Here is a 19,825-nt window from a genome sequence, read left to right as displayed (position 1 = left end):
CATGCACGACATCCAAAACGAGCCCGACACCCGCGGCATCCCCATTGACGAGGTAGGCATCAGCGGCCTGCGATACCCCGTGACCTTCGACGACGGTCACACGCGCCAGCAAGGCATCGCCGACATCAGCGTCACCGTGGAACTGCAGGCAGAGCGACGCGGCACCCACATGAGCCGCATGATCGCACTTGTGCACGAGGAAGTAGCCACCCTCACCCCGCAGGAGTTGCCCATCGCCCTCAAACGCGGGCTCACCCTGCTGGACGCGCCCTCCCTCACCCTCGCGCTGACCCTGCCGGTCGCCACCGTTGTAACCGCACCAGCCAGCCAGCAGGAGTCCTGGCAGACCCACGATGTCACCATCACCGGTTGCATCGACGCGGCCGGATGCACCGTCGCCACGTCGGTGACCACTCACGTCACCAGTCTGTGCCCATGCTCCAAGGCCATCTCCGACTACGGAGCCCACAACCAACGCAGCGAAATCACCCTGAAGATCACCGGCACCACGGATACCCCCTACCCCCTGCCCGTCCACGCCATGGTGGATCTGCTGCGCAGTGCCGGCTCCGCACCGGTAATTCCCCTCATTAAACGACCCGACGAGCGCGTCGTCACCATGCAGGCCTACGATCACCCGGTCTTCGTTGAGGACATCATCCGCGACATAAGCCTCACATGTCGCGAAAAAGGTCTTAGCCACACAATTAAGGCAAAAAACCTGGAAAGCATTCATAGTCACGACGCCATCGCCACCCTCCACCACACCTGCTGATTCCTCCGCCATGGCGCCGCGCCGACATTGCTCTGGCGCATCACCGCATCGGGTTGGGCGAACAGTGCCGAGTTCGCTCGGGATTGCTTCGCTGCCCTGCAGGCGGACCGGGGCGCCGGCGAGTACCAGTCAGCAGTGGCTTCATCGCCAAGCGAAGTCCCGAAGCGGAAGTGCGTGCCGCGTGCCCTGACGGCCTGGGCCGACCGTGACCGGCTGGGGCGTGGCCGCACCGGGCGAGGAGAACCTTCGGTAGGTGGTCTTGCTCCACTCAGTGGCCAGGCAGCGATGCCAAATGGGTACGACGCGGTGCACGAACTGACCACCGCGGCCCGGCACCGCAACATCACTGCTCTGGCATACGAAGAGGTCTCTCCTGAGCGCGTCACTCAGGATCGATCCACGCGTAGTCGCGGTCCACGCGGTCGATCCACCTTCGCGGTTCCTGCGGATCAGCGCTGGGGAGCGCCTGGTTGATGGACGCAGCAGTAACGTACGTAGCAAGCCTGAGATACACACGACTGTCATCGGTGTCGGCGTGATCGTCGAGTGCCATGGTGAACGACCGCAGCTCAGCCGCGCCGCGTACATGCGTGAATCCGTTCCGGGACGGGCAGGTGGTCGAGCAGGTCCACCTCGACGAGGTCGCTCTCGAGGAGCCAGTGAGAGCGGCCTCGAGGGACGGGGGCCAGTTGGGAACGAACTTGCTGAATGCACACATGCAGTCGACGAGCCAGTTCTAGGCTGGAGCTCTCACCTTTCAACGTGGGGTTGCAGAGACGCCCCGACCACCCCGGTGGTCGGGGCGTCCCCTACTCTCCGGCCAACCTGGAGGCGCTGGTCATGGATGTAAACCGAGTTCTCGAAGCGCTCGAGGCAGGCGAGTTCGACAGCGTCAGCCACACATATCAGCCCTATGACGGCTACGGGAACCAGACCCATCAGGTTGCGATGAGCGTCTCCGGTGGCACCATCGAGGTCTCCAAGACCACCAGCGGGAAGTTCTTCGACGGGAAGGAGAACACCCGCTACTCCGAGACCAGCACGGACTATCTGACCGGCATGGATGCGGTGGACTTCATCGCCCAGCGGCCGTACTACTTCTCGCAGGTTCGCCCTGACCTCTTCTGAGAGCTGACCGTCACCACCCGACGCCCACACGAAAACCTCAGTAACAGCGCCCGGTGAACGACAGTCCCCGGCTCGTCAGTTGTGGACAACCCAACGGGCACCGGGGATGGTGTCGGGGGCTGCCGGCGCAGCACGGCGCAATGCAAGCCGCAAGGCTGAAGGCACCCTTTTCGCGTTTGCCATCCCTGTGGCGGACGGCTCTTCACCACCCGCCTTACTGCACTACGGGTTTCCGTCGGGGTGGTCGTTGATCCAGGTCAGCCCGCCGAGGTCGAGGCGGATGCGTGCGCGGGTGACAGCGACGTAGGCGAGGCGGGCGTCGGCTTCGTCGATCGGTCCGGGCAGGGGGTTTCCGTGCTCGTCGGTCTCGTCGCTGTCTTTGGGTGGGTGGAAGTCGTCGGCGATCTCGACCTGGGGCCATTCGCGGCCCTTGGCCTTGTGCGCGGTGGACCCGGTCACCTGCGCGTCCTGCTCGTGGACCAGTTGGTTGACCGCGGCGAGGATGGCGTCGGTGCCGTGGTGGTCGACGAGGTCGACCAGGGGCTCCAGGTCGCTGCCGGCGGGGTCGTGTCCGGCGTAGTCCTGCAGCTGGCCCCAGGAGGTGAACAGCACCAGCTCGGGGTGGGAGGTCCGGCATCCGTCCTGCAAGTCCCGGGCGGCCAGCGCCAGAGCGCGCAGGGCCTGACCTCCCCCGACCAGCGCAACCCTGCGGCCGAGAGCGAGGAAGCGGAAAATCTGGGCCATGGCGCCGATGTTGCTGCGGCACAGCACCGCGTCCGGCTGGGTCACCTTTCCGACCTCGGTGGGGATCGTCTGGCTGCCTTCCAGGCGGATCGGGGCGTCGGCGATCGCCAGCCACCGGTTGGCCTCCAGTGCCAGCAGGGGGCCGAACCGAAAGGACCGGGTCAGGGACAGGGCGGTGCCGTCGAAGCCGGTCATCACGTCCTTGGCACCACGCCAGCCATAGATGGCCTGCGCCGAGTCCCCGACCATGACCAGCTGGGCGTGGCCGCGCTGGGCGAGCAGGACCTGTTCCAGGACGGGGTTGGTGTCCTGGGCCTCGTCCAGGAGCACGAAGTCTGTGCGCAGTTTCGGGTCGGACAGAGCCCACAGTTTCAGGTAGTGGTCGTGTTCGAAGCGGACGGCGCCGGTGTCGGGGTGTTGCAGGTCGGTCCAGGCGGCGCGGGCGTAGGGCAGGATGCGGCGGGCGAGTTCGGCGTGCAGGTCCTCGGTGTCCAGGCCGCGTAGCGGGGGCACGTGGTGGCGGTCGATGACGGGGTCGGCGGAGTGGCAGAAGCGGGTCACGGTGCGCTGGGCCGTGGAGGTCAGCGTGGCCGGATACACGGTTCGGTCGCCGATGCGCATGGGCTTGGTGATGCCAAGCGCGTCGGCGGTGTGGCGGCCGGGAAGGCGGGGTCCGTTCAGGCGGGCTTGGTAGCGGTGGCCGATGGCGGCGTAGGCCAGGGAGTGGGCGGTCTTGCACAGCACCGTGCCGGGGAAGCGGCCGGCGGCGTCCTGGGCGATGGCCCGGTTGAACGCGACATACAGGCCGCGGCGGGAGGTGCCGACGGCGAGCTGGGTGAGGGTCGTTGTCTTTCCGGTGCCGGCTCCGGCCTGGATCACCAGGTGATCCCCGGTGGCGAAAGCATCGGCGGCCAGGACTTGTTCGTCGGTGGGCTGCAGCATCGTTGAGCATCGTCGATCTGTGAGAGCGCGGTTGGGGCGCGCAGGAGTGGTCAGGTGGTGTCGTCGTCAATGAGGAAGCCGCGCATCGGCACCGGCGGCAAACCCTCGGGATGAGCAGTCGTATGGCGGCGCAGCGCGGCCAGGTCCCGGACGATCGCCGCGTAGTGCGCTACTACCGGCTCCGCCGGCACCGCAGAACGGACCAGATCGGTAACCAGGTCCTTGGCCTGCTCGAGGAGGGCGGCCGTGCTCGTTCGCTGCCGCCGGGCGAGTTCGGCCGTGACGGCCGCCGCAGTGCAGGGCTCCTTGTGGTGATGGATGGCGGCCGCAGCGAGGAAGACCTCCCGGCAGGCCAGGCTGCTGAAGTGCGCCGGGTGCAGGACCGCCATCAAGTACGGGGCGAGCTGCGGGTGACGGAGCAACGTGGCCAGGATCACGCGTTCGGCATGTTCGCCACGCAGGGCTGGCCCGGGCGGGGGCTGGTCAGGGTCCGGAGTACCGATCAAGGTCTTGGACACCAGGGGCCTCCGAAACGGCCAGGACAGGGGCAGCGAAACTGCCGCAGCGAGAGCTGCGGGCGGGGCGTGGTCCCAGCGGCCGCCGGGCCCACGCGGGCGGGCAGCCGAGCGGAACGGTCACTCGAGGGCAGCAGGCTCACCCCAGACCACGGCCCGAGGCAGGCGACGGGCCGGGAAGCCGGTCGCGGATGTACAGGCGGTGCCGGACCGGGTCAAAGGGCTCCCAGGCAATCAGAGCGCTGTCCGCAGCACCGCGAACAGTGACGTGAGCGGTACAGCGCTGGGCGCGCCAGCGCAGCTGTTCGGCGTACGGCAAGCCCGTGAGGTCGTACAGGGCCATCACTTCCGGGTCGGCCGGCAGGTGCCCGTCGCCAGGGCGAAGCAGCGGATCGACGAGCTCAAGCCGCCACGTACCGGGCACGGCCTCGGGGTCCAGGACAGGAAGGCAGCAGCGACGCCGGGCGCGGGTCCGAGCCACACACTGGACGTCCTCGAGAGGACCGGGGGCCAGATAGCGCGCGCCGATGATGCGCACGACCGGCCGGACAGGCACATCCGGCGCGGCCTGGGCTGGCTGCTCAAGCCGGGGTGTGAACAGGCCAGCATCTTGCAGGCGGCGGGAGTTCAGCGCGAGGGCCCGGCACACCTCCTCCAACGGGCTGCGGTTGCCGACTGGGGATGCGGGGCACAGCGCGTGGTGCCGCACCCGGCACCACGCGCTCCCGTCATGGGAAGCATGAGCGACACCGGAAGAGACATGCCATCGCTCCCCCGGCGGCACCGACCCCGCGGGCAGCTCTACCGGATGCAGCGGAACAGCAGTACCTCCCGGGCGTTGGTACCACTCAATGGGGTTCCCGCAGAGATCACACCGGGCGCTCTGCGCAGTGCGCAGCAGTCGGCTCGGACTGTCTTCGGTAATGCGCAGGGACCGGCGTGGCCGGTAATTCTTTCGGCTGCCGTCCCAGGCGAAACCGTCGTCAGCGAAGGAGTTGTTCGTCGAGCGCATGACCGCAGACGGTGACGGCAGACACGCCACAACATGGACGACCAAGCCGAGGAAGTCACCCTCTCGACCCCTTCAAGTCGCACAAGGGTTCGCTCAATAGCTCATGTGTTCCATCGGGCCCCTCGAACCGGTCGAGCCACACAAGGGTGCCGTGCACCCCGCCCCCTTCGACCGCAAGACGCGGCTGACCGCCCATCCAGCCGGCGCACTCAACACCCGTCGCTCATGCGGTCGGCTGCGACAGGGGCCGCAGAAACGCCGCCTCGCCCTATGCCTGCTCCAAGACGATCTCCGCCGCACGGGCTCATCGCCGGACCTGACGCCCTGCAGCATCGATTGAGGCGGCCCCTGCCAACAGAACGACCGTAACCAGCGCCGCAACGGCGCGTTCGTCAGCACGAGCGTGTGGACAACGCGGCCGTACCTGCAACTCACCTGGCTCGAGGGAGGCTTAGCGTCCCTACCGGCACGACTGGCAGCCCGTTGTGCAGACCTCAGCCGTCACTCGCCGCGGTCTATGTCGATCTCGTACGCGATCTCCCAGCGGACGTCTGGCACCACAAGGTCGGCCGTCTCTACAGGCCGACCATCGCCGTCGTAGTACGTGCACTCGATCCGCATCAGCAGGTCTCCGACGCTGATCCCCAGCAGGTTGGCCTCTTCTTGAGTGGCGCGCCCCGGCCGCGGCACCTCGACGGCGGTCTCGACGGTGACGCCGATGGTCCACATCCGCTTCACGATGCCCGCGCCGGCAAGGGGACCCATCTCCGGCTGCACAATGGGCGTGCCGTCCGTGATGGCCGTCGGCTCCCACGACGTCGACAGTTGCACCGGCCGGCCGTCAGCCATGAACTCGTCTGGCTTTGTTCACGGGTAGCGGGTTCTGGCACAGATCTTGGGGAGCCGTCGCAGAGTGTTACAGCGATGTTCGATTGCGTGGGAACTGTTCGCGTGAGACCGCGTACGCCTTGTCGTCCCATGACGAGAATTGACGCTCCCTCAGGTCTCTGTCGACCGCCGCTGCGGTTGGCTTTGGACGGTGAGGGTGCTGGTCATGCAGACCGATGCACCGTTCTGGGACTCGTTGGTGTTCGCCGGGATCGACGATGTGGATGTCGAGGCGGTGACGGCCGCGTTCGGCACGGTCGAAGTCATGGCGAGAGGCCGCGGGGTCGGCTCTGCGTGTCCGGATTGTGGCTGCTTCTCGGACCGGGTCCACGACCGATATCAGCGCAAGCTGAGGGATGTTCCGCTCGCTGAGCAGGGCTTCGTGATCCGGTTGACCGTTCGGCGCTTCATCTGCGGTTCGGCGAGCTGTCGGCGCAGGACGTTTGCCGAGCCGTTCTCCCGGTTGGCCGCCCCACATGCGCGGTTCACCACGCGGCTCAACCACGTCTGGAGCGAGTTGGGCTCGCTCTGGCCGGGCGGGGCGGAGCTCGGCTGGCTGCCCAGCTGGGATTCGGCGCGGGCAGGATGACCTTGCTACGTAGGGTCATGGCATTGCCCGATCCAGCGTTCAGCACGCCGCGGGTGCTGGGCGTGGACGACTTTGCGATCCGCCGTGGCCAGACCTATGCCACCGTCTTGACCAGCGTCGAAGACCATCGCGTGGTCGATGTACTCCCGACCCGTGAAGCCGGGCCACTGGCCGCCTGGCTGATCAGCCACCCCGGCGTGGAGATCATCTGCCGGGACCGAGCGGGCGCCTACGCCGACGGTGCCCGGCGCGGTGCCCCCGACGCCCTGCAGGTCGCCGACCGGTTCCATCTGTGGCGGGGCCTCGGCCGAGCCGTGGAGACCTGCGTCGCCGCCCATCGCGACTGCCTGCGTAATCCTTCGCCCAGCGGCGCAATGCTGCCCGGCGCCACCCGGCTGACTTCCGGTCGGCCGCAAGACGACTCGGAGCCCGTCGGCCGACGGGCTGAGCGGAAGAAGGCAGCACACGCACTGGTACACGACCTCCTTAACCAAGATCACTCACGCCGGGCGATCGCCCGACACCTGGGCTGGGGCCTCAATACCGTGCTCCGATATGCAAACGCTGCACGCTGGCAGGACACCTTCCGCGAGAATCGACCCAGGTCCAGCAGACTGGACCCATACAAGCCCTACCTGGAGCGACGCTTAACCGAGGGATGCACCAGCGTCACCCAGCTGCACGCCGAGCTGGTTTCCGAGCACGCCCCGGTCACCTACGGCATGGTCGCGCCTACATCGCCACCTTGCGCGGGGCTCCGGCCGAGGCGCCGCCCCGGCCGCCGACGGTGAGGCAGGTGACAGGCTGGCTCACCCGTCACCCCGCTACCTTGACCGAGGAAGAGCGGGCCGGTCTGAAGGAGGTCCTGGCCCGCTGCCCCGAACTGGACAAGGCGGCGGAACACGTCCGCGACTTCGGCGAGATGCTCGCCGACCGGCTCGGCTCCACACTCCCCACCTGGATCGACGCAGCGGACGCCAGCCAGCTCCCCGGCCTCACAGCCTTTGCAGTTCACCTGCTTCGAGACCTCGACGCCGTGACGGCCGGGCTCACTCTCGGCTGGAGCTCCGGCAGCATCGAGGGCGCGGTCAACCGCATCAAGAAGATCAAGCGGCAGCTCTACGGGCGAGCCGGATTCGGACTACTCCGCAAGATGGTCCTGCTCCAGTAACACTTTGAGACGCTCCCGAGACCTGCGCGAGAATCGAGGAGTAGGAACATTGGCTGCTACAGGAGTCCATACGGGTGCCCAGCCGTGGCAGTATGACCTCATGTTGATCCGAAAGGGCGATGCCGCGTAGGCGTCCCAAGGCCGTCCGTGCAGAGCGGTGGCGGCCACGATGGCAGTATCCGGTCCTGAGAGTCCGCGGCGTCTCCGCGCAGACTCGTGCAGCGATCCGCCGGGTCGAAGACCAGCACATGTGGCCCAACGCGGTCGCCAATGCGCTCTCCCGCTTTGAGTGGGCCTTCAAGCAGCCTGGGCGCTATCTGAACGCCTCCGAGGCCGTTTCGCCCGGGATAGAGGTGGAAGATGCCCGGGACGACCTGGAGTGGGCGATGCGAGTCCTTCCTCCCGGAGCCAAAAGGGACTTGGGGCGACTGATCACGCGCATCGATGAGGAATTCGAGCGCCGCACCTTGCCGGAGCCCAACAACATCGAGTGGGCAATGGAGGGCTGGTGGTGGACCAGGATGCGTGAACGCTGACGAACCGCGGACCCGTGCGCCCTTCAGTCGAACGACACCGTCACCCTCCGCGACCGCTCCCCAAGATCTGTGCCAGAACCGAGTTTTGACAGCACTGCGGTTCTTGCCAGGGCAGCATCGGGATGCTCCTGGTGAAAGGTGCTGGTCATGCCGCAGATGTCGAAGGTCGAGCTGTATGCGGCGATCCGGCGTGACCACCGTGCTGGTACGTCGATGCGAGCCCTGGAGCGCAAATACGGGGTGACGTACCGGACGGTGCGGAAGGCGGTGAACTCCGCCTGGCCGGAACCCCGGAAGCAGATCCCGCCGCGTGCGACCGCGCTCGATCCGTACAAGTCCGTGATCGACCAGATACTGCGAGCGGACCTGGACGCGCCTCGCAAGCAGCGGCACACGGTCACTCGGATCTTCCACCGGCTCGTCGAGGAGAACGGTGCTGAGGACATCTCCTACCAGATGGTCCGACGCTACGTTGCTGACCGGAAGCCCGAGATCCTAGCGGCGTCCGGGAAGGCGCCGGTGGAGGCGTTCGTCCCTCAGTCCCACCAGCCCGGGATGGAAGCGGAAGTCGACTTCGGCGACGTCAAAGTGTGGCTGGCCGGTGAACTGGTCACCTGCTACCTGTTCTCCTTCCGCCTGTCCTACTCGGGTAAGGCCGTCCACCGCGTCTTCGCCTCCTGCGGGCAGGAAGCGTTCTTCGAAGGCCATGTGCACGCGCTCCAAACGCTGGGCGGCGTCCCGCGGACCAAGGTCCGCTACGACAACCTGAAATCCGCGGTCGCCCAGGTCCTGGGCCTCAGCCGAGCCCGGGTGGAGACCGACCGCTGGATCGCGTTCCGCTCCCACTTCGGCATCGAGAGCTTCTACTGCCGCCCCGGCATCGAGGGCGCCCACGAAAAGGGCGGGGTCGAGGGGCAGATCGGCTACTTCCGCCGCAACCACTTCACGCCCGTCCCCGAAGTCGCCTCGCTCGTCGAGCTGAACGAACTGGTCGATCAGTGGGACCTCCACGACGGACGCCGGCGCATCGGGGCAAGGCCCCGGACGATCGACGAGTACTTCGCCGTCGAACAGCCGCTGCTGGCACCCCTCCCGGACGAACCGTTCGAGACTGGCCGTTTGTTCACGCCGCGCGTGGACCGCTACAGCCAGATCACCGTCCGCACAAACCGCTACTCGGTCCCCGTCCGCCTGATCGGCAAGAAGGTTCGGGTCATGCTGCACGCCTGTCACCTGGTGGTTTACGAGCAGAACGTGGAAGTGGCCCGGCATGAACGCCTGATTGCCAAGTGCGGAATCCGCCTGGAGCTGGATCACTACCTGGAGGCCCTGGTCCGCAAACCGGGTGCTTTCCCCGGCGCCACCGCACTGGAACAGGCCCGCTCGGCGGGGAGGTTCACCCCGGTTCATGATGCCTGGTGGGCTGCCGCCCGCAAGGTCCACGGCGAGAGGGACGGCACCCGAGCACTGATCGAAGTGCTGCTGCTGGGCCGGCATATCGCGCACGAGCACCTGGTCGCCGGCCTGGCCACGGCCCTTCGGGCTGGAGCCCTGACCGCGGACGCCGTTGCCCTGGAGGCCCGCAAAGCTGCCCAGACCGAGGAAGAACTCACGACCGTCCCTGCCCCCCGCGCTCCGCACCCGACAGGCCAGCCCTCAGCGACCATCACGTCCTTGCACGAGTGGCGGCTCGCACACCTGCCGCCGGACACCAGGCCGATGCCCTCGGTGACCCGCTATGACCAGTTGCTCCGCCGCCACCGCACCAGTGGGCAGGACGCGAAGGGACTGAAGGTTGTCCTGTTCCCCCGTTCTCCGCGGCCGACGGCCGTCGGCCGCGGAGAAACGGCTCGGTCCGTGGGTAAGTCCTCCTCGGATCAGTCCCGGCTGGCCCCTTCGGGCCACACGATCTGTACGGGGACGCCGACACGGCGCGCGTAGACGACGACGTCAGCGGTGCCGCCGTATCCACGGGCTGGCTGCCCGTCCCACACGGCGATCAGCTGGTCGGCGAGCCCCACGACGATCTCGCTGCCCGCCTGGTGAGCCTGCGAGGTGGACTCGCGCATCCCGGTGTGGTGGACGTCGGCGGCGCGGGCCATCAGCTCGTCGTACACCGGGTAGTGCCAGTCGGGCAGGCTCTCGCGGTACTCGGCGGCAGGGATGACCACTTCGAGGCGGCCGCCGTGCTGGAGAACGGCCTGCGCGAACCAGGCGTCGGGCCCGTCTGCGATGCAGCTGATCCCCACCAGGTCCTCCGCCGCGGTGGCGTCGACCAGCTTGACGAGTTCGGCACGGACTTGGGCCTCGACCGCCGGCGACAGCCCCCGATGGCCCGTGATGCCCAGGCGCATGCTGGCTTCCCCCTTACAGGTAGGTGTCGTGCAGCAGGGTGTCGAAGTCGCGCACGATACCGGGCGGTGTCTGCGAGGTATAGGAGCGGCGGAAGGCACGGGCGCGCTCGACGACGCGCCCGGACTTGAGCCGCACTCCGTCGTGGACGGCCCGGGTCGCCAGCGCGAACGCGGAGTCGACGCGGCCGGTGGACAGGTGGCCGGTGGCGACGTCGAGGGTCAGAAGTGCGCGCTGCTTCTCGTGGCCGGACGACAGGGCGGTGGTGATCTCCTGCGAGGACAGAACCCAGCGGGACCGGCCGAGGCGCGCCCCGCACACGACGCGGCAGGAAGCCACCTTCCGCTCGTCGAAGGAGAACACCCACGGCCACGGCGGCGGGTCCTCGCGCGGCACGCGCGCGGTGTGCTGCTCACAGGAGCGCAGGGCGCGCTCGGTGGCGCGATCCTCGCCGGCGGTGGCGTGGGCGACGGCCTCAATGGAGGCGAGCCAGGCGGCAGCGATGGCCGGAAGGTCGGGGCCGAGCTGGCGGCGCGCTCGGGCGATCAGGCGCAAGCCCTCGGCGGTGTTGCCCGCTTCCACCTCGAATTGGGCGAGGCTGCCGGTCTGGTAGGCGCCGAGCAGGGAGTCCCCGGCGGTGCGGGCGGCCTTGATGGCCGAGCCGTACCAGGTGCGGGCGGAGCCGTGGTCGGCCATGTCCCAGGCGAGCCAGCCGACCAGGGAGGCGGCTTCGGAGCCGACGGCGGCCATGCGGGCCTTGTGGGAGGCGTCCGGGGCCTGGGAGGCGACGCGCTGGATGAGGCGCAGGTGGGCTTGTGCGGCATCGGCGAGGTCGCGTGAGCCGACTGTGGCGTCCAGGCGGCGGAAGGCGGTTGTGGCGACACGTAGGGCGGCTGCCTGGCCGCTGTCCCATTCGGGGCGGGCAGGGATGTGGGCTGTGGCTGGCGTCGCTGCAACTGCGGCGACCCCGGCGAGGAATTCTCGGCGTTCCACCGTGCTGTTCCCGTTCCGGTCGTAGTCGGCGAGACCGACCAGGTTCGGAGGGATGCCGAGGTGGCTGGCCGCGCTCGCCAGGAGGCTCATGTTGTAGGTGCCGACGCCGCGGTCTTCGAGGCGTGACATGGCCGACTGAGACAGGCCGCAGGCCTCCCCGAGCTGGCGCTGGGTCAGGCCTAAAGCCTTGCGAGTCAGCTTGATGACGCGGCCGTAGTCGCCGCCTCGTGCGGCGTCCCGGACTTGCTTGTTGCCGGCCCCGTCCATGCGTTCCCCTCCCACGCTACGTACCGTCGCTCAGCATCTACCCGCCTTGTATGCGATGGGTGCATATCCGCATGCGCTGCCTGCATCGGAGATGGCGGCGGCCGTGACGGGCGGCTTTCCTACAGTCAGTGTCCGACACGACGTCAGGTCGGCGCTGACCTCTTGGAAAACCCGACCGGGGCGATGGTGCCCTTTGAAGGGGGAGCGGAGCCGTGATGACGACGCACGGGACCTCGCAGCGGTGGCAGATGTGGTTCACGCCGTTTCCCAAGACGGTGTACATCGCCCGCAGACAGGTGGGGCGGGTTCTCGCCGGCTGGGATGTCCCCGAGGGTGCGATGGACACCGCGGTGCTGATCGCCAGCGAGCTGGTCACCAACGCGATCCGGCACTGCGACACCCGGCACCTGGTGCACGTCCACGTATCGGACGATGGCGCCCAGTTGCTGCTGGAGGTGTCCGACCCTAGCCGCCGGCATCCCCGCCCTGTGATCGCGTCGAGCGATGCCGAGAGCGGGCGGGGGCTGATGCTCGTACGGGCGGCCGCAGCCGACTTTGGGGTCCGTGACCGCGATCCGGTCGGCAAGACCGTGTGGGCGACTATCGCCCGGCAGCCCGCCCTGTGAAGCCCCGGCCCGGCGGAGTCCCCCGTCGCACTGCCGGGCCGGTTCCCCTCCCGTTCCTCGCGTCGATGTCGAAGGTGGTTCTCTGCAGTGACCGTTGAGGCTGGCGAGCAGCTCCCGTTCCATGTGGCGTTCGAGCCGGAGCGCGGCCAGCTCGTCGTGATGGTGACGGTCGGCGTCCCGCCGAGGCAGCAGCTGGGACCGTCTCGGCGATGAGGCGTCCCGCGTGCCCCTTCAGCTGCGGGTGCGGGAGGCCGGCGGGTGGTGCGCGAACGTCGGCGGTGCCACGACAGGCACGACATCGCGACCGGCACACGGTGCAGCATCCGAGCGGTAAATCGGAGTGCCGCAGCGACCACGCCACGGCGCCGACCCCATGGTTCCTCCCCGTTCGTCGGGGAGGACGCCCCCGCCCCGACGGGGGCGCACGGCTCGTACCAGGCGGGGCCGTGATCCCGCCGCGCGCGCTGGCGAGCCTGCCCGGATCATCACCCGGCGCGCGTGGCGGGCCCATCTAATCCACGACCTTGGAAGACACCGTGTTCCTTGATGTTCTTCGGCTTTCGGCCGGAGCCCTGCCGCCGTCCGTCCGGCCTGACCTGCGCGCCGCCGGTGGGTGTGCCACGGAGGAATCCGGACTCGGTCGCCGATTCGGCGGCATCCGTGTGCTGCGGCGACGGCCCGGGCCGCTGTCACCTCAGCGGCGGCGCGCACGCTGGGGTGCGGGAGCGGGGTCCGGGAGGGGCGTGAGATTGCCTGCCGCCGGCCTCCGCGCCTGGAAGCCCACTGGAGGCCCGCGACCCGGCATCTGGGGAGGGGCGGGAGCTTATGCGGCGTGACACGAGCCTGGGTCCGCTGCGGCGAGCGTGGACGGTGGAGGTCCGGCCCATGAGTGCGGGGGCGGTCATGACGTGCGAGGAATGCGGCCGACTCGGTGACCTGCCGGGGGCGGAGCCGGTGCGTGGCGCTGTCGTGGCGCATCTGGTGGCGCATGTCCGTGCCGCGCCGCTCGCGTCGCACCTGCGGACGTGCCAGTGCGGCCAATACGGCTGCCGCTGGCATCCGCGGCACCGTGGCTGTGACGGCCTGGTCCAGCTGGTGCTGGTGCGCTGCGCGGGAGGCCGCCGGTGGCGTCTGTCCGACACCTGCCACGCCTGCGCCACGACGGGACCCGCCCCACCCACCACCACCCCGACCGCCACAGTGCTAGAGGTGCGAACGACACCAACCCGCACCAGCCGGGGATCACCCCGCCACCCCAACCGCCGGCATCCATCACCACACAAGCCACCCCGACGTTGCCGCCAAAGAACGAGGCTGACCAGGACAGATGGCTGTGGCATGCTCACCCGCGTGACTCATGACCCAGATGGCGGATGGTCCTTTGCGACCGCGCGGGAGGCAGCCAGCTTCGGGGCCGGCCAGCTCACGGGCGAGCCCGGCGTCGAACACGCCATGGGCGAGAGCGGGACACTCTGCGGCATTCCGGAGAACCACATCACCCGCTACCTGCATCTCTTCGAATCAGCAGAGCCCGAGGCATGTCCGGACTGCCGCCACCGGGCCGAAGCGGCTCCCACGAAGCCGTGCGCCCAAGAGCGACTTCACGACACACTCCAGGGCGCCGACCCGGGACAGGCCCGCAACGACCTCCTCGCCGCCCTGCGAAAAGGGGCCAAAGTGCGCCTTTGGATCCACGGTCCCGCCGCAGACCTGGCCCGGCATTACGCCCGCCTCGACTCACTGACCGAGGGCGCCGAGCACGCCATCGAGGCTTTCAACACCGCCAGAACCATCGGCCTGGCCCGAGTCGAAGACGGCGACTGGCTCTTCATCGCGGTCCTGCCAGAGGACGACAGCCGGCCGCTCGTGGCACGCGGGCCCCGCATGCTCAGCTGACGTCACCTCACCCTGTGGCCGCGAGCGGCGTCCCCCTGGGGACACGTGACCGCCAGGGTGGGGAATTACCTGACGCGAAAGCCGTCACCGCTGGGGAAATCGCTGACCGTCGACACTCGGCGAACACCAATGTTGGGCCGTCCACGAACACCTTGACTATTGCCCCACCGGGGTGGACTGCCACGACACGGTCGAGGAGATCGACCTCCATGCCGTCCGGACCCTCGATCGCCTCCACGGCATCGAAGCCTTGATCGAACAGGGCAAGAGCCCCCGTCCGGTGCAGGGGATCCATCTCCGGCTTTCCCGCACGAACGGAGGTATCTACGGTCACCACGTACACCACGCCGCTAGCGTGCCAGGCAGACGCGTACTGCGCGGCAGATCCCCGAGAACTGCACTTACGCAGGCGCGCGTTATGTATGAAGGGCGTCACTGATGAAACCGCACTTCGGCGGTGGCGTACGACTCCGTCAGGTGCAGAACACCGGTCTCGTACGTGGCGGCTGCAGCGCCGAGCACGACCTCGAAGGCCCGTGTGGCGGCGGTCCGCACCTCGTTCAGCGGCTCATCGGGCCCGAGATCAAAACTGAGCCCACGGCTTGACACAAAGGGGAGCCATGAGCGGATACCGATGACAGACAGCTACCGACGCAGTTGGCCGAGTCGACTGTGGGCCAACCTCCGATACGACAGAGTGCGTCATCAGGCGCCGGCATGGACGTGTGCGGCCCACACCGAGGGCAGGTTCGGATACTTCGTCCTGAGCTGCCTGACCGTGCGATGGACCGCCGCCGACGCGCACAACGCACCGGATCGATCCGCGATCAACTCGCCGTAGATCTGCTGACTGAAGGCTGGTGCCACGGCGTCGTCGACGCGCCAGAGTGTGCCGACCACCTGGGAAAACCCGGCTATCTGAAAAGCCGCCAACGGGTGGATCGCCTCGTCGGACAGGCGCGCGGTGGTGCGGGCCGTATCGCAGGCCGACAGGAAAGCGAACTCGGCGTTCCGCAGGCGCAGCCCGGAAATGTCCAACACCCGAAACGGCGTGCGATTGTGGTCGTGCAGCGCGAGGTGGCTGTCCGAAGGGTTGTCCGGGTCGCTGTACCCGTGGCAGGCGAAGTGCGCCCAGCCACTGGCCGGCAATGCGTCGAGAACGGCGTCACGAGTCGCGTCCGCGCCGACCAGGACCGTGGCGCCGGGTATGAGAGCGGCCAGGTGGTCGGCTTCGGCCTGTGCGCCGGGCAGGTCCGGGGCGTCCGGAGTGTGCGGCATCGCGACCACCAGCAGCCGCGGCTCGTTCCGGTCGTCGCGGCGGCCCGCGCGGGCGTGCCCCAGGGCACGGATCGTCGGCGTCGTCGAGGAGATGACGCGGTCGAGGAGGACAGGTCCGCCGTCGCGGTGGTGGCCCGCGGCGTGCAGCGGGAGCAGGCTGAGCGATCCGACCGGGGCCCACCAGATCCTTGGCCACGGACCATCCGCCGCCGGTTCCGCCGTCAGCCCCAGTTCGCCCAGCACAGGGCCCACGACGGTGTCCCACAGCCACTCGAGCGTGTCATGGATCGCCTGCTCGGCGATCAGCCGCCCCTCCGTGAACGCGGTGTGCAGAGCGCGTACGCGGTGACTCACGGTCTCTTCGCTCAGACCGTCCAGCGCGCGTGACCGGACCCCGTCCGCAGTGATGATCAGCGCGTCACACCGGTGCCGGCTGACGTTGATGTACACGATCGGGCCCTCGTGCGCCTGCGCGGTGAGGTCGGTGAGCAGCGGCGGCCGTAGGAACCGCTCCATCCCGGGTAGCGCACGGATCCGGTCGGTCACCGCGTCGAGCTCGTCGGCGAGGGCCACGCGGTCGCTCGTGGTGTCGGTTTCGAACTCCGCGGTGAGCGTCTGGAAGCGCTCGGCCAGCTCGGGTGCCTGCTCGCGCAGACCGGAAAGATCGCTGCGGCTGTCGAGTGCCTGGGCAGCGAGCACGCAGCGCCCGGATTCCAGCAGGGTCACCGCGCTCACGTCGTCGCCGACGGCCAGCGCGCACGCAGCCGCGTCGGCGGCAACCCCGGCGAACCGGCCGAGCCAGTACTGGGCGTCCTCGCGGCCCAGGCGGCGCCCGGCGAGCCGGGGCAGCAGCCGGACCGCGGTGGCGTACCCCTCGGCGGCCACGTCGAACTGCCCCGCCTCGGCTGCAAGACCGCCCCACCGGTCCGCCGCTTCCGCCCGACTCGCCGTCGGCGATCCGGCAGACGCCGCGGCCTCCCGATAGCAGCCGAGTGCCTCGGCCAGCGCGTCGCCGTCGCCGAGGTGCCGGAAGCCGAGCGCTAGGACGTCGGCGACGCGGGTCAGTGAACTCGCCCGCCAATAGGCGTCCTGCTCGGGCCTCCGCGCCGCACTCCGGGCCAGGCCGACCGCCTCGGCGAGGACCTGGGGATCCGGCGGCTCCCGTCGCGCGACGGCGGGTGCGACGGGGTTCGTGCACCAGTCGCCGAGCGCAGCGGCCAAGCTCGAGGTGTACCGGGGCCAGTGCGGGCTGTCCTCCGCAGTCGCGGCCACGGACGCGCGCCGCGCGGCGATGGCGTCCCGCAACGCGTTCCGGTCGCCGAACTTCTCGTACGCCATCTCCAGCACACCGCCGAGATTGGCCAGCCGCACTGCCCGGTCCGGGTCGCCGTCCGCCGTCACATCCGTGGCCGCGCGGTGCGCGTCGATCGCCTCGTCGAGCACGCTCGCCTCGCCCGTCCTGACGAAACAGTCCGACAGCATGGCGCCAAGGTTGGAGAGCCGCCGGGCCTGCCCGGGGACGAGGCTCGCGCCGAGGCGGACGGACTCCCGCGCGCGGTCGACCGCCTCTGACAGAACCTGCAGTTCGCCGGTCACCCGGAACCGGGTGTGCAGCACGGCGGCGAGGATCTCGAGTACATACGGGTGGCGGTCCTGCCCTGCCGTGACCTCGGCGGCACGGCGAGCAACGTCGATCGCGTCTACGACGTGAGCCAGTTCTCCGGTTGCGTGGAACAACGCGTGCAGGTTGACGGCGAGGTTGCCCATGAACTGGACCCGCCGCGGATTCCCCGCGGATGTGCACGCGACCGCCTCCCGCTCGATCACGACGGCCTCCGCGAGCGCGACGCGGTCCCCGAACGCTTCACCGCGGGTGGCCAGCGCCGCAGCGAAGTGGTCCAGCCGCACGCCGCGGCGTGGGTGCCCGGCGGGGGTTGCCGCCGCCACCGAGCGTCCCAGTTCGATCGCCCGCTCGAGCAGGGCCGAGTCCCGGGTCAGCTCGAACTCGGCGGCGTAGCGGCCGCACGCTTCGGCTTCGGTGTCGGCGCGTTCCCAGTCGGGGGTCCCTTTCGGGCGCTCGCCGGTGAGCGCGGCCCAGTCTCGTTCCGCGGTCGTCAACTCGACGAGGTTCTGCGAGTGCTGCGGATCGGTGACCGGGGTGTGGGCCACCAGCGTCTGCCGGACCCGAAGCAGTTCGGACAGATCATCCCGCGCTCCGCGAGCCTGGTAGCGGTCGTCGAGAAGGTACGCGAGGTTCTTCAGCCGGTCGAGCACGTCGGACGACCCGGCCGGCGTGAGCTCCACCGCTCGCCGCGCGGCGTCGACAGCCTCCTCCACGACACCGGTCTCCCCGGTCTCATGGGACCAGTCGCGCAGGACCACGGCGAGGAAGTGCAGACTCCTCGCGGTATGCACGTCATCGGGGGAGCACTCGACGGCGGCCCGCGCGTGCTCCACGGCTTCCGCCAGGCAGGCGAGGTCCTTCGTCACAGTGAACGCCGTCCGCAGCGCGACAATGAGGTTACCCAGGTAGAACGCCTTCTCCGTGGACGGTTCCTCGTCAACGGCCGTCCGGCTCCACTCCAGCGCGTCGGCCAGGGTTCCGCGGTCCTGGTTCTGCCGGAACGCGGTATGCAGCAGCATGCCGATGTTGTTGGCGTAGCTGGCCGAGTCCTCCGGGCTTTCGTATGCCAGTAAGTAAGCCTCCGTGACAACGCGGACGGCTTCCTGCAGGAACTCGAAGTCGCCGGTCTGGTGGTAGCGGGTCTGCAGCAGGCCCCCGAGATTGGACAGGACCAAGCGGCGCTCGGCCACGTCCTCCGCCGCCAGCACGGCACGGCCGAGGTCGATCGCCTTCTCGACCGACGCGGGGTCCGCGCTGTGCCGGGCCACGTGGAACGCCTCCCAGAACCGCTCGGCCAGGCCGTTCACGGGCCCGCCTCCCACCCGTCAGTCCTCGTTGCCGTTCGAGGTGCCAGCCGGGCCGCCAGGCGCCTCGTCCGGCTCGGCGACCGTGCGTTTCGGGGTGTAGCCGCGTTCCGCGACCTCCTGCAGCAGTGCCAACTCTTCAGGCGAAAGATCGGGTTCGGGCGGGGGCACGGGTTCGTGCGCCATTATCGCTCCTCCTCCGGCACGGTCACCGGCTCTCCGGGTTCGAGGAACTCCAGCACGTCGAAGTCTTCCGCCCGCAGCCGCAGGCCCGCCGTCCCACGCACGCGCGCGCCGAACGCCCCGTCGGCACCCATCACGCGCGCCGATTCGAGGTACAGCTCGGCCGGGTGGGGGTACGAGGAGGCGTACGACCGGTTCCCGTACCAGCCGCCCGCCCAGTTGCCGTCCTTGAGCCGCACGCGCACGAAGCATGGTTCGCGGTCGCGGAATGCGTGGTCCCAGGCGCTGGGCGTGCGCAGGAACCGAGCCTTGCGCCGCTGCCGATCCACCAGGGAAACGGTGACCGCCGCCATGGCCGGCACGACGAGGAACAGCACCACGGCAACGAAGCCGACCACTCGCGGCCGGTCCACGAAGCCGTCCCAGCCGCCGCCGGCGCCTCGAGCCAGGCGAACCAGCGCCGGCCCCGCCACCACTGCGTACAGGGCGTCCAGCGCGATCGACGCGACGATCGCCCGCAACACCCGCTCACCCAGATCACGCTCACCGGGCACCGGACCACGGCGGCGTTCCCGGACGAACTGATAGGTGACCCCGGGGAGCACCAGAAGGACGAGCAGAGCGAGCTGCACGACGGTCGCAGGCGCCTGCACTCACCACCCCCATGTCTCACGAACTCCGCTCGATCAGGCTACTGGCTTGCGTCTCCGCGGTCGGCGGAACACCCCCTTCCCCGGCTACTGCGAGGCAGCGGGCCGACCTCGGCGACGGCGGTCCGCATGAGCCTGTTGATCTGCGGGACGGGGCTCTGTCCTACGGCCGCGCGGACGTAGCCGACGACGGCTGGGGCCGATGGGGCTCGCCGTAGGGAGGACGCGGTCGTCATCGGCTGTCCACCTGCCAATCGTCGGGACGGCCCGGAGGGCGCCATGAGTAGAACGGCAGGCTGCGGTCGCAGGGCCCTTGCTCGACCCAGCAGATCAGTGGGGCGCGTTTGCCGAC

At 69.0% G+C, this 19,825-nt stretch carries 18 protein-coding genes and 2 pseudogenes; 9 read left to right on the top strand and 11 right to left on the bottom strand.

Translation table 11 applies throughout. From position 1 onward, the window contains the following. The first annotated feature begins 1 nt into the window (after position 1). Positions 2-775, top strand: coding sequence for a GTP cyclohydrolase I FolE2 (locus AC1VWI_RS34890; protein WP_499515005.1), 774 nt, complete (start codon positions 2-4; stop codon positions 773-775). Positions 776-1,157: 382 nt separating this feature from the next. On the opposite strand, the gene AC1VWI_RS34885 is transcribed toward AC1VWI_RS34890, so the two are convergent. Continuing rightward, a complete protein-coding gene (locus AC1VWI_RS34885; protein ID WP_499515004.1) occupies positions 1,158-1,328 on the bottom strand; it encodes a hypothetical protein in 171 nt (56 codons plus the stop codon). Positions 1,329-1,615: 287 nt separating this feature from the next. Here AC1VWI_RS34885 and AC1VWI_RS34880 point away from each other — a divergent pair, with 287 nt between their 5' ends. Then, positions 1,616-1,903 carry a hypothetical protein gene (locus AC1VWI_RS34880; RefSeq protein ID WP_499515003.1) on the top strand — a complete coding sequence of 96 codons (288 nt, stop codon included), beginning with the start codon at positions 1,616-1,618 and terminating at the stop codon, positions 1,901-1,903. A gap of 222 nt (positions 1,904-2,125) precedes the next feature. Here AC1VWI_RS34880 and AC1VWI_RS34875 read toward each other — a convergent pair whose 3' ends face one another. The 4 genes and pseudogenes from AC1VWI_RS34875 to AC1VWI_RS34860 all read right to left on the bottom strand — a co-directional run. Further along, entirely contained in the window at positions 2,126-3,589 is a 1,464-nt protein-coding gene (locus AC1VWI_RS34875; RefSeq protein WP_499515002.1) for a UvrD-helicase domain-containing protein, read from the bottom strand. A gap of 50 nt (positions 3,590-3,639) precedes the next feature. Then, entirely contained in the window at positions 3,640-4,107 is a 468-nt protein-coding gene (locus tag AC1VWI_RS34870; RefSeq protein ID WP_499515001.1) for a DnaB-like helicase N-terminal domain-containing protein, read from the bottom strand. Positions 4,108-4,243: 136 nt separating this feature from the next. Continuing rightward, complete coding sequence (locus AC1VWI_RS34865; RefSeq protein WP_499515000.1) at positions 4,244-5,116, bottom strand: DUF6083 domain-containing protein; 873 nt, start codon at positions 5,114-5,116, stop codon at positions 4,244-4,246. Between the two features lie 501 nt (positions 5,117-5,617). Further along, a pseudogene (locus AC1VWI_RS34860) lies at positions 5,618-5,971 on the bottom strand (UTRA domain-containing protein); the annotation flags it as partial. Positions 5,972-6,170: 199 nt separating this feature from the next. Between AC1VWI_RS34860 and AC1VWI_RS34855 the strand changes: the two are divergent. The 5 genes and pseudogenes from AC1VWI_RS34855 to istA form a co-directional block, all read left to right on the top strand. Then, the gene (locus AC1VWI_RS34855) at positions 6,171-6,593 is read left to right on the top strand and encodes a transposase family protein (RefSeq protein WP_499514999.1); all 423 of its coding nucleotides are present in this window, start codon (positions 6,171-6,173) and stop codon (positions 6,591-6,593) included. A gap of 17 nt (positions 6,594-6,610) precedes the next feature. Then, positions 6,611-7,384: an ISL3 family transposase gene (locus tag AC1VWI_RS34850; RefSeq protein ID WP_499514998.1), complete on the top strand. Its 774-nt coding sequence runs from the start codon at positions 6,611-6,613 to the stop codon at positions 7,382-7,384. A 38-nt stretch (positions 7,385-7,422) separates the two neighbouring features. Next, positions 7,423-7,764 (top strand): transposase, encoded by a 342-nt coding sequence (locus AC1VWI_RS34845; RefSeq protein WP_499514997.1) that lies wholly within the window; start codon positions 7,423-7,425, stop codon positions 7,762-7,764. 248 nt (positions 7,765-8,012) lie between these two features. Further along, complete coding sequence (locus AC1VWI_RS34840; protein ID WP_499514996.1) at positions 8,013-8,300, top strand: hypothetical protein; 288 nt, start codon at positions 8,013-8,015, stop codon at positions 8,298-8,300. Positions 8,301-8,456: 156 nt separating this feature from the next. Next, positions 8,457-10,058, top strand: a pseudogene (gene istA, locus AC1VWI_RS34835) (IS21 family transposase); the annotation flags it as partial. Positions 10,059-10,177: 119 nt separating this feature from the next. Here istA and AC1VWI_RS34830 read toward each other — a convergent pair. Continuing rightward, positions 10,178-10,654 (bottom strand): hypothetical protein, encoded by a 477-nt coding sequence (locus AC1VWI_RS34830; RefSeq protein ID WP_499514995.1) that lies wholly within the window; start codon positions 10,652-10,654, stop codon positions 10,178-10,180. A gap of 13 nt (positions 10,655-10,667) precedes the next feature. Beyond that, the gene (locus tag AC1VWI_RS34825; protein WP_499514994.1) at positions 10,668-11,912 is read right to left on the bottom strand and encodes a helix-turn-helix domain-containing protein; all 1,245 of its coding nucleotides are present in this window, start codon (positions 11,910-11,912) and stop codon (positions 10,668-10,670) included. A gap of 215 nt (positions 11,913-12,127) precedes the next feature. Here AC1VWI_RS34825 and AC1VWI_RS34820 point away from each other — a divergent pair, with 215 nt between their 5' ends. Together AC1VWI_RS34820 and AC1VWI_RS34815 are read left to right on the top strand one after the other, a co-directional pair. Beyond that, a complete protein-coding gene (locus AC1VWI_RS34820) occupies positions 12,128-12,538 on the top strand; it encodes an ATP-binding protein (RefSeq protein ID WP_499514993.1) in 411 nt (136 codons plus the stop codon). Positions 12,539-13,876: 1,338 nt separating this feature from the next. Next, the gene (locus tag AC1VWI_RS34815; protein WP_499514992.1) at positions 13,877-14,434 is read left to right on the top strand and encodes a hypothetical protein; all 558 of its coding nucleotides are present in this window, start codon (positions 13,877-13,879) and stop codon (positions 14,432-14,434) included. 7 nt (positions 14,435-14,441) lie between these two features. Here AC1VWI_RS34815 and AC1VWI_RS34810 read toward each other — a convergent pair whose 3' ends face one another. The 4 genes from AC1VWI_RS34810 to AC1VWI_RS34795 form a co-directional block, all read right to left on the bottom strand. After that, a complete protein-coding gene (locus tag AC1VWI_RS34810) occupies positions 14,442-14,780 on the bottom strand; it encodes a hypothetical protein (RefSeq protein ID WP_499514991.1) in 339 nt (112 codons plus the stop codon). A 359-nt stretch (positions 14,781-15,139) separates the two neighbouring features. Beyond that, positions 15,140-18,643, bottom strand: a complete 3,504-nt coding sequence (locus AC1VWI_RS34805; protein ID WP_499514990.1) for a CHAT domain-containing protein — start codon at positions 18,641-18,643, stop codon at positions 15,140-15,142. Positions 18,644-18,661: 18 nt separating this feature from the next. After that, positions 18,662-18,826: a hypothetical protein gene (locus tag AC1VWI_RS34800; protein WP_499514989.1), complete on the bottom strand. Its 165-nt coding sequence runs from the start codon at positions 18,824-18,826 to the stop codon at positions 18,662-18,664. Further along, entirely contained in the window at positions 18,826-19,455 is a 630-nt protein-coding gene (locus tag AC1VWI_RS34795; protein ID WP_499516987.1) for a DUF6338 family protein, read from the bottom strand. Before AC1VWI_RS34795 ends, AC1VWI_RS34800 begins: the two co-directional genes overlap by 1 nt. Between the last annotated feature and the right edge of the window lie 370 nt (positions 19,456-19,825).

The sequence above is a fragment of the Streptomyces sp. TOM-9 genome, assembly GCF_056858595.1.
This window is presented reverse-complemented; position numbering and strand designations above follow the sequence as displayed.